We start from the raw sequence: 15,802 nt of genomic DNA, 5'->3' as shown, positions 1-15,802 counted from the left end.
TAATTTATTTAAATGTATTAAGTAAGTTGAGATTTTCTCAATGCACTAAGTTTAGTCGTTATAATTTCTATTCTAGTTCTTAATGATAAATATTCTGATTCAGAAATATAATCTAAGTCTATTGCAGCGACCAGATGATTCAATGTTTCAAGTGTAGTGGTGTAGGCCATGTTGGTATAATATGCTTTGACCCTGGCGGTTATTTTTCCCGAACCTTCAGCTAAACAAGCCCCAATACTACTTACCGATCTTTTAATCTGACTTGTTAATCCAAAAGTTTCTTCTTTAGGAAATTTTGAGGCCAGTTGATAAATGTCTTTTCTAAATGCTCTCGAAAGTTGACACACTTCCAGTTTTTCAAATGAATAAATATGCATAATCTTTATTTAGTTACTGATGCAATAAACAAAGGATGATTTTTATTAAATATTCTATATCTACCGAAACTAACCTACCCCAAAACCCTTAACTCTTCCTAGCCTACACCGTATCCACAAAATTCCGTTCCACCTTGTTAAAAATCACAATTCCAAATAGGAGCAGGGCAGTAGTAACACCAGTTGCATAACCTAAGCTACCCCAGCTAAAACTTCCTTCACCTAAAAATCCGTATCTGAAAGTTTCGATAATAGGCGTCATGGGGTTGTACTCAATAATCCATGCGTACTCTGGATATTTCATTAGTGCCGTTGAGAGCGGATAGATTACAGTCGTGGCATACATTAATAATTGCACACCGAAACCCACCAAGAATGCTAAATCGCGGTATTTGGTTGTCATGGCGGAGATAATCATTCCTGAACCTAAACCCAATAAGGCCATTAATAAAACTACTAAGGGGAAAAGACAAATGGCCCAACTGATGTTAAAATGAGCACCTGTAAAATAGTAATAAGCCATAAGCATAACAAAAAGCAACATTTGCACACCAAAGCGAACAAGGTTGCTAACTACAATGCTCAGCGGCATAATAAATCGTGGGAAATAAACCTTGCCAAAAATACCAGCATTATCTCTAAATACCGTCGATGTCTTAATTAAACAATCTGCAAAGTAATTCCAGGCTGTTATGCCTGCCATATAAAAAAGTGGTTTTGGTAAACCATCGGTCGAGATGCCTGCAAGGTTACCAAATATAAAAGTGAAAATTATGGTTGTGAAAATTGGTTGTATAAAAAACCACAGCGGACCAAGAATCGTTTGCTTGTAAAAGGAAACAAAATCTCTTCTAACCAACAGAACCAATAAATCGCGATAAGCCCAAACCTCATTTAATTTTAAATCAAATAAGGAAGCTTTCGCTTCTATAGTCCAGTTATGTTCTTCTTTATGCTCCATTAATAATTTTCAGTTGTTTGCTATCTGCTGCCTGTTTTTTGTTTTTAATCACCAATTGACCAATTTTTAACTAACGAAAACCCAATTAACCAAATGCACCTGCTATTTCCACCCACCTAAGCCTTACCACCTCATCTTCGTTCCGCTTTACGACCGGCATGGCCTAGATTTCGGGATGCAAAAACTAGCCTAACCAATAACTTCGACAGAAATCTAGCGAGCCGGCAATTTTGTGTTTTCGCTAGTTTTTAGTTTTTTTTATTTGTGTTCAAGCTTGCTTCGCGAGTCTTTTGTTGTCAAAAGAAAAAAGCCCGTCTGGCCAAGACAAAAACAACGCTTTGACAGTTTCAACAATTAATCAATTAACCAATGCACCTCTTACACGCTTCTGATATATTTCATATCCGAAAGCCGCCAAACACTTTTGTTGTAGATCTATCTTGTTGTAATTCGAATTCACTTCATCAAGTATGGCTGTTTTAAGGGCAACTTTATCATCTGGATTAACCGACTGTCCCAGTGCTCCATTTAAAATTGCGTCCGTGCTTCCATCCATATTTCCTGTAATCGAACGACAACCAAAAGCTGCAGCTTCAATGAAACTGATTCCAAAACCTTCACCCTTACTTGGCATTACAAAAACATCAGCCAATAAATAATGGTCTTCTATTTCTTCATCTGGAACAAAACCTGTTAAAATTACTCTTAGCTGCAAATGGTTCTTAGCGATTAAGTTTTTTATTCTTTGCTCTTCAATTAAATCAGCCTTACCGCCAAGTATATAAATGATATGCTCAGGAAGTTCAGCGAGTGCTTCAATAACTTGATGATAGCCTTTATACTGTTCATCAGACGATAATCTACTCAGGGTAAATAGAACCCGATTTTCTTCTTTTAGATGATAACGGTTTATTAATTCCTGAGGTTTCTCGAAAGAAACAGGATTATTGAAAAATGGACCGAGGCAATTGTTAATCACCGTTATTTTGTTTGCCTGCAGTTGATGTACCTCTTCAATTTTTAGAGCAGTGAATTTACTTACCGCAATAATTTCGACCTGCTTTCTAATGAAATTCGTTTTCCACTTGCTCAGCTTTTCCCAAATTTCAATACCGTGGGCGAATAAAATAATTCGGTTTTTGGGCTTGAGCTTTTTAATTAGCCAGCCGAAAATTAAAAGGTTTACGTGACTTAAAATGATAACGTCCGAATGCAGTCCGCTTGTTAATGCTTGAATGGCGAAATTGATTCTTCTTCCGTTAAAACCAATGTAGGATTTCTGATCAACGTAGTTTAAGTCAGGGCTCTGATCATACATGCTTAACAACTTATAATCGCTTATTTTTCGTTCAGTTAATAAATCTTGTAAAACTTTGGAAAAACTCCTGCAAACCTTTTCAATCCCTCCTGTTAGACTGAAGGTATATAAAGTAAGAAAGAGAATTTTTTTATTAGATAACATTAGATATTACTTCGGGCATAGCACTTTCAGCTTTGTTCTTTCAGCTTTTTGCTTCACTCACCTGATATAACGCCATCATCTTACTCCAATGCAGTTTACCACTTCTAAAATCATCCGTTAAATTTCTAACCTGCTCATTTTCATGGTTAGAAAGCCTATCCAAAAATTCATGATTATTACTCAACCACTTCTGAAAAGGAAAGGTGAAACCCATTTTTGGGCGATCCCATATTTTTTCAGGCAAAGCATTTAAAAATGCATCAACCAATAAACCTTTAGGTTTTGCGCCATTAAAAACCAAATCGCTTTTTATTTGATGAACGAGTTTAACTAAATCTTTATCTAAGAAGGGTACACGCACTTCGACACCATGTTGCATACTCATGGCATCTGTATCTTTAAGCAGTTGATTTTGCATGTAAAGATTATATTCCAGCCAGCCTGCTTGGTCCTCGTTTTTTAATTCAGGATCGATATTACCAATTTGAGCCGTTTGTAATACCGTATCTACCTGTGCTATTGAACAGTTTGATAAAGCTGCAATCTCATCAGGTGTGTAAAAGCCCCTTAAAAAAAGATATTTTCCAACGGTGTTTTTATAGTTTAAATAATAAGCTCTTTTTAATGCTGGGTTATTAAAGCGCAAACCTAATTTTAGAATGAAACCAGGCAGTTTACTCAATTTTTCAATCAGCCTCATTCTTTTAAATGAAGGATAGCCCCCGAAAAGTTCATCGGCACCAATGCCGGATAAAACCGCCTTTAACCCATTTTTCTTGGCAAAATAAGTAATAAACCAGGAATTAATTCCGTCGGTTGTAGGTTGATCCATGGCCGATAAAGCAGCCTGGAATTCATCGTTAAATATCGATTCATTGATTGTATATTCCTGATGATTGCTTTTGATTTGTGTGCTGATTAGATCTTGATAAGGCTTTTCTGAATAGCTAGCATCATCAAAGTTAACAGCTAGGGTTTGTAACGAAGATTGGTTTTTAAGAACACTACTCGCCAAAATGCTGATGATACTGCTATCAATGCCACCACTTAAAAAAGCACCAACGGGCGCATCAGAATATAGATGTTGCCTAACCGAATTTTTCAATGCTTTTTTTACCGCAAGAACAGCTTCGTTATAATCGGTAATTTTTGTTTCTCTCGAAGGATTATAATATCGTTTAATTTGGAAAGTCTGGCTGGCGTGCAGCCAAACTAAATAGCTTCCTTTTGGTAGCATTTCGATTTCTGAAAAAGTGGTATAAGGCTCAGGAATATGTCCAAATGCCAGGAAGTAAATTTTCCAGTTTACGTTTTCCGTAAAATGATAGTCCGTTTGATTAAAGGCTCTAACTTCAGAGGCAAAAACCAATTGTTGGTTAGTGCTGCTATAGTAAAGTGGTTTTATGCCTGCCGAATCGCGAACCAAATAGGTGCAGTCTAGCTCAGCATCAAAAAGAGAAAAGGCAAACATACCGTTAAGTTTATCAAAACTTTCTTTTCCCCAGGCGGCGTACGCAGCAAGGATAACTTCTGTATCGCTGTTGCTGTTAAATTCGTAACCGAGATTTAGTAAAACCGCTTTTAAGTCCCGATAATTATAAATCTCTCCGTTAAAACTGATCACATATCGGTCCTGATCGTAAAACATAGGTTGACGCCCGGCTTTACTAAGGTCAATAAAAGCTAACCTTCGGTGACCAAAGGCAATTCCTTTAACAGCATTAAAATAGAAACCTTCATCGTCAGGGCCACCGTGAGCCATAACATCGCACATTGCCTTTACTTGAGCCTTCAACTGTACCTCGGTTCTAGTTTTATCTATAATCCCCGCAATGCGACACATTTTTTATCTCAAATATGTACTTAAAAATGAATTTGTGACTAATGAACGAATGAATAAAAAGCAGCTTCGCCCTTTCAGTCACATTTCTTTTAAAAAAGTAAACTGATTATTATATTTTTTAGCTTAACCATGTTTGCCATCTAGTCAGGCCTGCTTACAAAATCTCCGTTCTACTTTAGACCAGCCTAATAATTTTTTTTGGTTGGCACTATTTAGCCTTCCGACAAACTTTGCAAGAAAAATTTTCAGCTGGTAAATTTTCTTTCTTTTTGTTGTCAAAAAGAAAGAAGCCCGTCTGGCCAAGACAATATAAAATCTATATCTTCTACTACCTGGACACAGCTTCGCCCTTTCAGTCACATTTCTTTTAAAAAAATAACTGATTATTTATATTCTTCCCACCTCACAACAATGGTACTCGTACCACAAAAACAATCACCAAAAAACTAACAAACAACTAATCCAAACTACATCTTTTCCACAAAAGCCATCGAAGTATTAACCTCAATGGCAACCCCCATATTCTCTAAACGCAAAATTAAGCGCCGTTTATTATGCAGGGCAACTATTTCAGCGAGCATCCCTTTAAATGGACCTGCCTTAATGATAACCTGCTCACCAGCTTTAATATCATATTCCATTACCTCTAATTCTGCATCAGTAGCAAGTAGTAACTTTAAGTTTTCAATTTGCTGTTCAGGCATAGAAGTAATATTGCCTGAGAAATAAAGAAACCTGGCAATTCCATTTGTCATTAAAACTTCAGCATACTCCCTGGCCGAAATATACACAAAGAGGTAGGATTTAATTAGAGGTTCTTCAACTATTTTTTTTCGATCACTCCATTGCTTAAGTGTCTTTTTAAGAGGTAAATAGCACTTTATGTCCTTTTTGATCAGTTCGTCGTAGGCTTTTTTTTCTGCTCGAGAACGGGTGTAAACAGGATACCACTTATAATTATTGTCCATTTTTCATTATCGGTTTTCGTTTACCGCGGTTCGATGATCGTCTGAGCGGAGTCGTTGTCAGTCTGAGCGGAGTCGAAAACCATAATTGATAATTAACAATTCTACAACCAACCAATTCACCAAATTTTTGTTATTAGCTATCCGTTTTTCATTTTCAGTTAGACCAATAAACATGAACCAAATTTACCCTAACCAATCGCCCAACAACCAGAATACCTAACAGCACCTTTTCTTATTTCAATATCTAACTCTTGCAACCAACTAAGCCTGGCTCCTAAATCTCCGTTACACTTAAATCCAACCTAACAAATTTTTTAGTGAGTAACAACAAACGTCACTACTGTCTTTAAAAGAAATTTTCAGCTGGTGATTTTTGTTTCTTTTGTTCACACAAAAGAAAGAGTCTTTCCGCGGCGGCGAGCGGAAGACGTCTTAACCAAATTACTTTTTCTTCCAAAACTGCCACCATCTTCTATTCTCATCATCATAATAACCAGAACCCGAATAACCCGAATAATCAGAATAGTAATAAGTACTGTTTCCGCCACCTCTGCTATAGTCTGTTGTATAATAATTAGAGTAAAGTGCATCATCACCAAAGGCATTAAGAACAATAGCTAGATTACTCAATCCATATTCCCGCGATAAGCGCTCTGGAATATTAGCGGCTCTTTGTTGTGAAACACCCGAACGGATTACGAATAGGTTAACATCCGAAGAGCGAATAAGCGGAATCGCATCAGATACTAAGCCTACAGGGGCTGTATCTACCAAAACATAGTCATAGTCTTTTTCCAGTTGCCTTAATAGGGCTTTCATCGCTTCCGTGTGTAATAATTCAGAAGGGTTAGGTGGTACTGGACCTGAAGGAATGAAGTCGATGTTATGTACCGCATCGTGCGTTAGTATATCCTCCAGTTTCGTCTGGCCAGAAAGTAAAGAGCTCAAACCTTTCTTGTTATCATTTCCAAATGCACGGTGTAGTTTCGATTTTCGTAAATCGGCTGCAATTAGAACCACTCTTTTCTCGATTAATGCCAGCGTGCTAGCGAGATTAACAGTAACGAATGATTTTCCTTCTCCTGAAATTTCAGAAGTAATGCAGATGATTTTACTCGCCTTATGGCTAGCCAGAAAACTAAGGTTCGTTCGAACAGACCGAATAGACTCAGCAAACACAGATTTTGGCTTGGATAAAGAGAGTGCCTGCTTACTATCCTGATCAATAAAATCAGGGAATTTGCGTATAACGCCAATGATAGGTGTGTGCGTTAAGCCTTCAACCGTTTCTTTATCGTAGATATAAGGATTTAGAAAACGTACCAACAAAATCAAACCAAAACCTGATGCTAAGCCAAGCATTAAAGCGGTGCTGTAAGCTTTATTGGAATTTGGTGAAATGGCGAAGTAAGAAGGATAAGCTGGATTTACAATAGAAGCGGCGGAAACAACGGCTGCGGCATTCATTTCTGCTTCCAGTTTTTTCTCTGATAAATACGATCTTACCTTATTGTTAACCTCAAAATTAGTTTGCAGCTTTACAAAATTCTGTTCTTTAACAGGAATTGTACTCATGCTACGGGTTACACCAGCAATCTGCTGATCAAGGTAGGCGATGGTTTGTTCGTTTTGTCTCAACATTCCATCAACCGAACTTCTTATACTGGCCTTTACATTGGCAATCTGTTGTTCAATTTGTTTTACAGGCTGAGAATCGCTGTTAAACTGACCTAATTTTATTTCGCGGTTAGCTAAAAGTGTATTAAGCTGGTTAACCAATAGTCCTAAGCCAGAATTTATATCGCCTTCTAAATCCAGGCCAATTTCTACTTTTGATTTATTACTGTTTACCTGCTCTTGTAATTGCTTAATGCCCAGTTGTTTCAGTTTAAGTTCAGTTTTCTGCTTCTCAAAGTCAGAAAGTTTCCCAACCGTCATTGAGGTGGATGAGCTCATGTCAACCAGTTTATTTTGCGTTTTGAAATTCGCTAAACTGCTGCCAGATTTACCCGCTTCTGTGTCAATAAAATTTAATTGATTATCAATGAAGTCTACTGTTTGCTTAGCCGAACGCCTGCGTTGGATGATGTCATATTTAACATATTCCTTCATAATCGCATTCAGGATGTCGGCTGCAAAAACTGCATTTCCATCAGTTTGGCTTAAACTCATCACATTAGTAAAGCGGGCAGCTTCACCAATATATAAACCACCCATAGCCCGACCTATAAAATCTTCTTTGCTGTTAAATTTAAACTGATATTTACTATTTGCAGGGATTTTATCTTTAATGCGGAAGATCATGTTGCCGATGCTAATGCGCTGTCCGTATTGATAAACAGTTTTATGCTTATCGTTTTCGGCTAAATATAAATTGAAATGCTGCTCATCTGCAGCCGTCACTTCGTAAAGCGACCGATCAAAATTAACACTGTCTTGTTTTATAATTTCTATAACAAAGGGCACATTTGGATAAAGCTCTGTAGTACGTACGCGACCTTTTAAATAATAACTGATCTTATAATCCAGGGTTTTTACTGCATTTGAAATTACTTCATTACTGCGGATGGTAAAGCTTTCAGCCTGTATTTTATCGGTATAATTGTAATTTTGAGCGGCCATTTGATTGCCTGTACTCACACTCCGATCACTATCCTCGAGTTTTAAAGATGCACCAGTCTGATAGATCGGTGGCGTGTACCATAAATAGAGCCAGGCAATACAAGATGCAATACCAACTGTAGCAGCAATCCAATACCAGCGACTTAAAAAAACCCTGAAGATTTTATAGAAATCGATACTCTGGCTAATGCCTTTTTTTTCTTGAACAGTTTCAGTCAATGTTTTCTGTTTTTATTAATTATTTCTTATCTGTCAGTCTGAGCTTATCGAAGACCGTGGTATTTAATAGCCAATATCAATTTACAATAATCAATTACGCAATTCATAATCTGTAAGTTTTCCGTTTCTCCTTGTTCGTTATCTTTCTTTCAACAATTAACCAATTATCAAATTTCACTAGTGATTTTGTCATTCTGAGTTTTGTCGAAGCCTCATTTAATTAATAATCAATAAAACAATTTCTCCTAACCACTAACTACTAAACTGCTAAACAACTAACCCACTAACCAACCACAAAAAACTACCTCGTCACGGTAAAGATCAGTACCGCTAAATTGACCACAACAAGCAAGGGTTGTAAAAGATTATTATAACTCTGCAGTTTTTCAGTTGTGGCAGAACTTTTCGTCTGCTGTAAAACAATTATATCGTTATTTTGTAGAACGAGTTTCTTACTGGCTAAACTATTAATATCATTCAGGTTAACATAAATAATCTCGGGATTGGCACGATCACCTCGGATAATTTTTAAGGTTTTCGGGTCTGCAGTTTTGGTAATCCCCCCAGCTTCACCAATAATATCAATCAAGGTAGTATTATCTCTTTCCAATAAGAAATTACCTTGTTTACTAAACTCACCCAGCAGGGTAACTTTTAGGTTCACTACACTTAGTTCAATAATTGGGTCGCGGAGCAATTGTTTCGCATAAAGCTCCTGTATTTTAATCGCAGCTTCACGTCTGCTTAATCCTACAACCCCTACTTTGCCGATAGCAGGCAAATTTACTTGCCCATCTAAATCTACAGGGTAGGAGAGCACACTGTTAATAGCGCCGCTGTTGGAACTGGAAGTACTGCTGTTACTGATCGTCGATGCTGTTGCACCAAATTCTTTATTTTGTACGTTTCGAATAGCCAGCCTGTCGTTTATTTTAATCTTATAAAATGCATCGCTGATACCCTGATCATTAACAACATAAACCTGCTTAATGGTATCGGTTACGATATCGCTCTTTGCATTGAACAAACTACGTTCTTTACGAGCGGCACAGCCGAACAAGCCAATAGTGATAAATAAAAGAACGAATGATTGTATTAAAGGTTTTTTAAACTTCATAATTCTGAAAGACGATGCCACTATATCCAAACAATGTGTATTTACAAAAATAACTCTTAAATATGCTAAAAAAAATGAATTGTACAAAAAACAAACACTTGATTATATATATCAGCAGGTTTGCTTTTGTGCAGCTGGTCCTTTTAATTACGGTCCCGTGAGTTCATCGGCTTCACTCAATATAAACTAGGTCGAAGGACTATTGCGTAATATCTTTTTTGTTTCCCTCAGCACAGCAGCAGAAGCTGTCGTAGAATTATGGGCTAGAAATACATTTAATTAGTATAATTGTAATAAAGACCGGCAACGGTTTCATCCCCTCGTTCTAATTTCCACATTTATTTATGGCATAAATCCATACGATTGCCATCTGGTCAAAACTAAAAGAAATTTTAGGTGAGTGTGCAGCATATATCTGTTTTTATAGAATAATTTTTGATTGTCCTAAATTTCTATTTTTTTACTGTTTCCTTTCTTATGTTGCTTTTCTGTCGAAGCTCAAAATCCAAGTTACTGTTGTTATATTTACAACGTAAATTATATACAAACTCAACTGTTACTTCGGCTAGTCTTACTCCTTAAAGTCAATGGTTAAGTTGTAGTACAGGTAGGCCTCATATTTACCAAAATGATACACCTTCTGTAAGCGGTACAGCTTGGGTAATAGATCGCCTATATGGAGGTAATTAATATGAGATGGCCTTCCGAAAAGATGCCTACACTCCACTTGTCCTTTTAACAAAATATGGTGTTGCATTTTTGATTTTGAGCAGAAAAAATAGCTTATCTCTAAAGAGATGTAATCTTCGTTTTAACTCGTAATCCTAAGTACTTCGGCTGTGCGCCATATATATTGAGTCGAAGTTATCATCCTGAGCGGAGTCAAAGGATGAATGAGTCTTCGCCTCCGCTTAGACTGAAAAGTCTAGGCTCAAGGAAAATGTTGTTGACTTTAATCAACTTAAAAACAGCTCATTGGTGCGGCGCTATTGGTGATTTAAAATATTATGATTATTAATTTTTGAAGTTTTTTAATTCCCAAGATTATGTTTTTGATTATTATCAAAAAAATTAAATTCTGTCTTTTTAAGAGTACAATTCAGTTTATTATTGTGCATGAAGAACTTTAAGTACTTAATTGGTTTTTTATCTTTTGTGTTTAGCAATTATGCAGTCGCTCAAGGATGTGCGTTAAATTATGGAACACCAAATGAATTGATTTACTATGGAGCCTTACCAACAGGAACCAGGAATTTCGGCACACCTATTGCATATAATGATGCTTCAAATACCGCCTATCCAAATGCTTGTCCAAAGTATGATTATCTGAGCGCTTCAACAAATGGGCAGTCTTGTCGTATTAATGGATCATTAGTTGGTAACTACTATATTCCAGCTTCAAGGCTTATTTTCGTGCCCTGCCCCCTAGATGACTATGTCTCGCATCTCATTTTAGCTTTTGGCAGTTTTGGCCTTATGGTTTTAAGACGAAGAAATCTGCTTAATATCACTTAGATATTTTTACATAAATACCATTTATTATAATTTTATTTTCAATTGAATACATTCTGTAAACTCTTACTCTTCAAACTAATTCCACTCTTTTAAATTGTATCTTTTCGTTTTTTCTCATCAAAAATCATAAAAATTGTATTATGATGTAGCTCATATGGTGTAATTATTACACAGTTCTATATTTTTGTGAATGGAAACTGTCCCATTCCAATTCTAATTATGATTACCAAGTGGTTTAAGATTTTCGTCCTTTTATCTTTAGTATCTATTTCGTCCTTTTTTTCAGTTGAATGTAAAGCTTACATAAGTCCTGCTAATATGCCAAAGCTTAACGGAGCAGATTTTACTTATGGATGCTTAGTTAGTGGTCGATTATATTATAGAACAATAGGGACTAATGTTGTTAGTCTTTATCAGAATGATATGAACAAGATTATTGATTATAGATTTCGGTTTGATCCGAATTACTCAGTCCCTTATACGTGTCAACCAAAAGGGAGTGCTATCAGAGGAAGATTGCCTGGAAACGGTACGACAGATAATAATGCAAGCTCAACAACTGTGGCAGTTGGCTGTACAATTTACTTGGGAACAGATTATTCGATGTCTATAAATGGCGTTAATAGCAATATTAACGAAACGAATCCATATTCATACGTTCCCTGCCCCCTCGATGATTGCATCTGGCTATTAATTCTACCATTAGGCGCCTTCGGGTTTTATTACATGCGAAAACGGAGCATGCTCGCTCTAAATTAGTGTAGGTTTTAGATATATACGCATACTTATTGATCGAAATGGTCTTCGACAGGTTCAGAATGGCGCTTTAAAAAAATATTTAGTTTCCGGTATGCTTCAAATCGTCTTCAACCGTTTCTCTTCCAGATCAATCTGATATAATTGCTGGCGAATCAGTTTTTCATTGATTTAGGGTCGAGGTTAAGTTCGCTTCAATAAAGTCGTTGAATGTTCAGTATCTCTATGAAAACGGCTTTTGTTTTTTCATTCGTATAGTCGTCATCAGCAGCAACTTTTGTTTTTTCTTCCCAGTGCTGTAAAACCCTTTAACATGCATTCGCCCGCAGGGTCGTTATGGTATTTATTTTGCAAAAAACCTGTAAACATGCTGGCGCAAGCCTTTCTTCAGTGCCCGAAAATCTACTTCTTCGTTTTCTGCTGGATAAAATCAAATAATTTGCCTCTGGTGATGAACTAGGGTAGGGTAAGTCCCTGCACCAGGAGTGTAAGCAAAATGGCTACAGAATTGATGAATATCAGATTTCGGTGCGGGAGGTGCAATCATCACTACATAAGAACTGATCATTTGCGCGCAAATTAAAATGGCTGTTACCAGTACCCTGTAACCAATTGTGGTAGATAGAGATATACCTTCCAAACGCAAACCGCCTACGACCTCGGGAGCTTCTAGGCCCATAATGAGGAACACAATGTCGTTTAGGATGAAAACAAAGCTTTCCCAAACGCTGTAAGTTTTAATGCGGCTAGTGCTGTTAAGAAAAACCAATCTTTTAGTCGAGAGGGACAAATCGCCTGCTACTACCGCCCATACACCCGAACTATGAAGCTGTTCGGCTACCCAATAATGCAATAAGGGTAAACTGAACATCAGAGGTCAAGTCGGTTGGTAGGCGTTTACGTGCCTGAACAAATAACCAGCTCAATACCCACACCGCCAACCACTATCTAGGTAAAAGTAAAGGCGGCTTCCTTTAACACAAACTTGCCAGTACCAATGGCCACTAAGGCAAAGCGAAAAATAATTAACGAAGATGTGTAATTTAATAAACTCTCTCCCTCCAGAATGGCCGAAGTTGATTTGGATATTTCTTAAAATAGGCAGGGCTGGGACAAAACTGATTAACAGGCCCGCAGCCACCACCAATATGGGAAAAGCAACTTTTATTTTTGTCGCCCACATTTCTAAAAGTGTAGTAATGGCGACTAGCGCAAGTAAAAAGGGCAATATTCTATGAATTAAACGATGGTTTTAATTAAAAAAAATCTTCGGCCTCAAGTAAATTAATTAATAAAAGCAATACGATACAGCTACTTATTTTACATTTATTTTATGCAGAATATCGTTATTTATAGTGTTTATATTACAAAAATATTAAAGACCTTTCTCATGTTTGGAGTTGTTATCGCTCCATGCTTTCTGAAGAAATTTTAATAATTCTTATTAGCTTTTTATCTATTCATCCTGTTCATTTTTTTTGGCTGACTAATATTTTATCCGCCTTTATCATAAGGAGTTAATGTTGTATTTGAACAAAAAGAACGACTTTTTTTGTTTGTGCTGTCTTTAGATTTGTGATGTCGCTAAAGTATAAATATGAAGGATTTAAAATATATTCTTACTTTTTTTGCCTTAACATTTTTTTTTAAATCAAATGCTGCCATTGGATGTAGGATTTCGGGCGGCTCGGTAATTTACACTAGCTTCTCAGCTTACACATTAGGTGTTGATGTAGGTAGTGGGCTGAGCCTTACTTTAGGAGGAAGAATTTATCAATTAACTCCTATCATAAATTCAAATGTATCGTGTACTATCCCTTGGGCTAAAAATGTAACTCCAATAAACGTTAATGGTTGTATTTACGGTTCTCCAAGTGTAAATATTCCAGGAGTTTCGGCAGTTTGCCTAACATGTAAGTATGGCGATCTAGTAGATTACACATCAACTTTGGAATGTAACCTCGACGATTACAGCCTGCCCTTAGTCGCCGTTTCTGGTATTCTGGGTTTACTGATTCTAAAAAAAATAAACACTAAGCCATTTTTTAGACTAAACCTCATCCCTTTAACTTCCGTCATTATAATAAGTGGATATATTACTGATATATGAAACTTTTTTCCATTCGGGCTATACGGATTAAGTGCCTTAGGTTTGGAAAAGAGTAAAGATCTTCCCGTAAGGATCAAATCACCGTTTTCGAAATCAAAAAAGATAAATCATTGCCTTCAAAAAGATGCGTAAACTTTTCGATCAATATCGTTTGTGTTTGCAGCTGAAGTGTGCTTGTGGCGTGTTTTATTTAGGTTATTACGCCGTCGTAACAACCAATTGCCAGATTGACGATTATATCCCTGCATCTGTTATCTTTACGATTTTAATTGCAATAGGAAGACTTACGAAATTGGGCATGAAAATATCAATCATAACCGTTGTTTATAATGCTGAAGCTTTTCTGAAAGATTGTATTGAATCCATTATCGCACAAACCTATTCCAATATCGAATATATCGTGGTAGATGGTGGTTCAAAGGATGATACGATTTCGATTATTAAGCAGTATAGCGGCTTTATTACACATTTTATCTCCGAAAAAGATGAAGGGCTTTACGATGCAATCAATAAAGGTATAAAATTGGCAACGGGTGATGTAATTGGGATCTTAAATTCAGATGATGTACTTGCTGATCAAAATATTATCCAACAAGTTGTTCGGACTTTTGAGCAGAATAAAAACACAGATGGTGTTTATGGTGATTTGAATTATATTCATCCAACTAAAATGAGGGTTGTAAGGGGCTGGAAATCAAAACAAGCTAATTTTAATGATATTGAAGAAGGCTGGATGCCTGCGCATCCTACTTTGTACCTTAAGAAAATGCTCTTCGAAAAATATGGTAATTATGCCTTAGATATGGGGACTGCGTCAGACTATGATTTAATTCTAAGGTTTTTTCATAAATACAAAATTACTGCAACCTACCTATCCCTTTTAATGGTGAATATGCGTACTGGTGGTGTAAGTAATAAATCGATAAAAAGTCTTTTACTGGGATTGGCGAATGATTATAAAGCTCTTAAAAGAAATAAAATACCGAATGCGATAATTGTTTTGTTTAAAAAAAAGTTTGCAAAGTTAAGTCAGTTTAAGCGATAGGAGTAAGAACCGCTTAACGGGCTTTTTCTTATTGCTAGAATTAAAATAATAGAGTAAATTTGTAAAATGATCAATAAGGTTTCAAATAAGCAAGTTCTTTTTTCTACGCTATTGTCTAATAGTAAGACGATTAAATCATTTGGCGTAGCGAAACTTGGGGTTTTTGGTTCTCTTATTACAGGTAACCAGAAGGATGAAAGTGATGTAGATTTTCTTGTCGAATTTTATCCAAATCAGAAGAGTTATGATAATTACATTGATCTTTCCTACTACCTTGAAGGGCTGCTAGGAAGAAAAGTAGAATTGGTTACACCTCAGTCTTTAAGCAAATATATCGGTCCTCATATCCTAAAACAAACCGAATATGTTGCCATCTAATCTTGAGCTTTTAAATCATATAATAGATGAAATTTCTTTTATAGAGCATTCGTCATAAATAAAAATCGAGATGAAGTAAGTGATGATCCATATTATCTCGGACAATTATTAGAAGTATGGAAATCATTGGTGAAGCTTGTACTAAAGTTGACCTCGATCTCAAATTGCAATATCCACATATTGAATGGAGGAAAATGTCAGACACAAGAAATCGTATAGTTCTTGATTACTATGGAGTGGATTATAATATCGCCTGGAATATTATTATGGATAAACTGCCGGATTTAAATTTTTATATTTAAAAATAATAATGAATAACCTGAATAAATGATCTATTCTTCTATAAAAAGGTGATTTACGGTCCTCAATACTGGAATCAGAAACTGTTTACTTAAAATGCAATTGATTTTAGTCAAATCAGTTACAAAC

The 15,802-nt window shown here is 36.2% G+C and carries 13 protein-coding genes; 5 read left to right on the top strand and 8 right to left on the bottom strand.

The window, feature by feature from the left end:
- Window positions 1–17 precede the first annotated feature (17 nt).
- The 7 genes from ACZZZI_RS04140 to ACZZZI_RS04110 all read right to left on the bottom strand — a co-directional run bounded on the left by ACZZZI_RS04140 (window position 18) and on the right by ACZZZI_RS04110 (window position 9,569).
- Window positions 18–377: a four helix bundle protein gene (locus ACZZZI_RS04140; protein ID WP_463488652.1), complete on the bottom strand. Its 360-nt coding sequence runs from the start codon at window positions 375–377 to the stop codon at window positions 18–20.
- A 103-nt stretch (window positions 378–480) separates the two neighbouring features.
- Window positions 481–1,338, bottom strand: a complete 858-nt coding sequence (locus ACZZZI_RS04135; RefSeq protein ID WP_463488651.1) for an ABC transporter permease — start codon at window positions 1,336–1,338, stop codon at window positions 481–483.
- A gap of 358 nt (window positions 1,339–1,696) precedes the next feature.
- Window positions 1,697–2,800, bottom strand: a complete 1,104-nt coding sequence (locus tag ACZZZI_RS04130) for a glycosyltransferase family 4 protein (protein WP_463488650.1) — start codon at window positions 2,798–2,800, stop codon at window positions 1,697–1,699.
- 40 nt (window positions 2,801–2,840) lie between these two features.
- On the bottom strand, window positions 2,841–4,643 hold the full coding sequence (gene asnB, locus ACZZZI_RS04125; RefSeq protein WP_463488649.1) for an asparagine synthase (glutamine-hydrolyzing): 1,803 nt from the start codon (window positions 4,641–4,643) through the stop codon (window positions 2,841–2,843).
- A gap of 467 nt (window positions 4,644–5,110) precedes the next feature.
- Window positions 5,111–5,611 carry a UpxY family transcription antiterminator gene (locus ACZZZI_RS04120; protein ID WP_463488648.1) on the bottom strand — a complete coding sequence of 167 codons (501 nt, stop codon included), beginning with the start codon at window positions 5,609–5,611 and terminating at the stop codon, window positions 5,111–5,113.
- Between the two features lie 441 nt (window positions 5,612–6,052).
- Complete coding sequence (locus ACZZZI_RS04115) at window positions 6,053–8,452, bottom strand: GumC family protein (RefSeq protein WP_463488647.1); 2,400 nt, start codon at window positions 8,450–8,452, stop codon at window positions 6,053–6,055.
- 301 nt (window positions 8,453–8,753) lie between these two features.
- A complete protein-coding gene (locus ACZZZI_RS04110; protein WP_463488646.1) occupies window positions 8,754–9,569 on the bottom strand; it encodes a polysaccharide biosynthesis/export family protein in 816 nt (271 codons plus the stop codon).
- Between the two features lie 1,116 nt (window positions 9,570–10,685).
- Here ACZZZI_RS04110 and ACZZZI_RS04105 point away from each other — a divergent pair.
- Window positions 10,686–11,084 carry a hypothetical protein gene (locus ACZZZI_RS04105; protein ID WP_344765070.1) on the top strand — a complete coding sequence of 133 codons (399 nt, stop codon included), beginning with the start codon at window positions 10,686–10,688 and terminating at the stop codon, window positions 11,082–11,084.
- Between the two features lie 1,186 nt (window positions 11,085–12,270).
- On the opposite strand, the gene ACZZZI_RS04100 is transcribed toward ACZZZI_RS04105, so the two are convergent.
- Window positions 12,271–12,711 (bottom strand): hypothetical protein, encoded by a 441-nt coding sequence (locus ACZZZI_RS04100; RefSeq protein ID WP_463488645.1) that lies wholly within the window; start codon window positions 12,709–12,711, stop codon window positions 12,271–12,273.
- Window positions 12,712–13,437: 726 nt separating this feature from the next.
- Here ACZZZI_RS04100 and ACZZZI_RS04095 point away from each other — a divergent pair.
- From ACZZZI_RS04095 to ACZZZI_RS04080, 4 genes are all read left to right on the top strand, one after another.
- Window positions 13,438–13,950 (top strand): hypothetical protein, encoded by a 513-nt coding sequence (locus ACZZZI_RS04095; RefSeq protein WP_344765068.1) that lies wholly within the window; start codon window positions 13,438–13,440, stop codon window positions 13,948–13,950.
- 124 nt (window positions 13,951–14,074) lie between these two features.
- Window positions 14,075–14,995, top strand: coding sequence for a glycosyltransferase family 2 protein (locus ACZZZI_RS04090; protein WP_344765066.1), 921 nt, complete (start codon window positions 14,075–14,077; stop codon window positions 14,993–14,995).
- A gap of 111 nt (window positions 14,996–15,106) precedes the next feature.
- On the top strand, window positions 15,107–15,373 hold the full coding sequence (locus ACZZZI_RS04085; protein WP_463488644.1) for a nucleotidyltransferase family protein: 267 nt from the start codon (window positions 15,107–15,109) through the stop codon (window positions 15,371–15,373).
- 116 nt (window positions 15,374–15,489) lie between these two features.
- The gene (locus tag ACZZZI_RS04080; protein ID WP_425567318.1) at window positions 15,490–15,675 is read left to right on the top strand and encodes a HepT-like ribonuclease domain-containing protein; all 186 of its coding nucleotides are present in this window, start codon (window positions 15,490–15,492) and stop codon (window positions 15,673–15,675) included.
- Window positions 15,676–15,802: the final 127 nt, after the last annotated feature.

This window comes from Pedobacter sp. AC190, from assembly GCF_979258025.1.
Note: the sequence above shows the minus strand (reverse complement) of the source record. Positions and strands in the feature narration are given on the sequence as shown.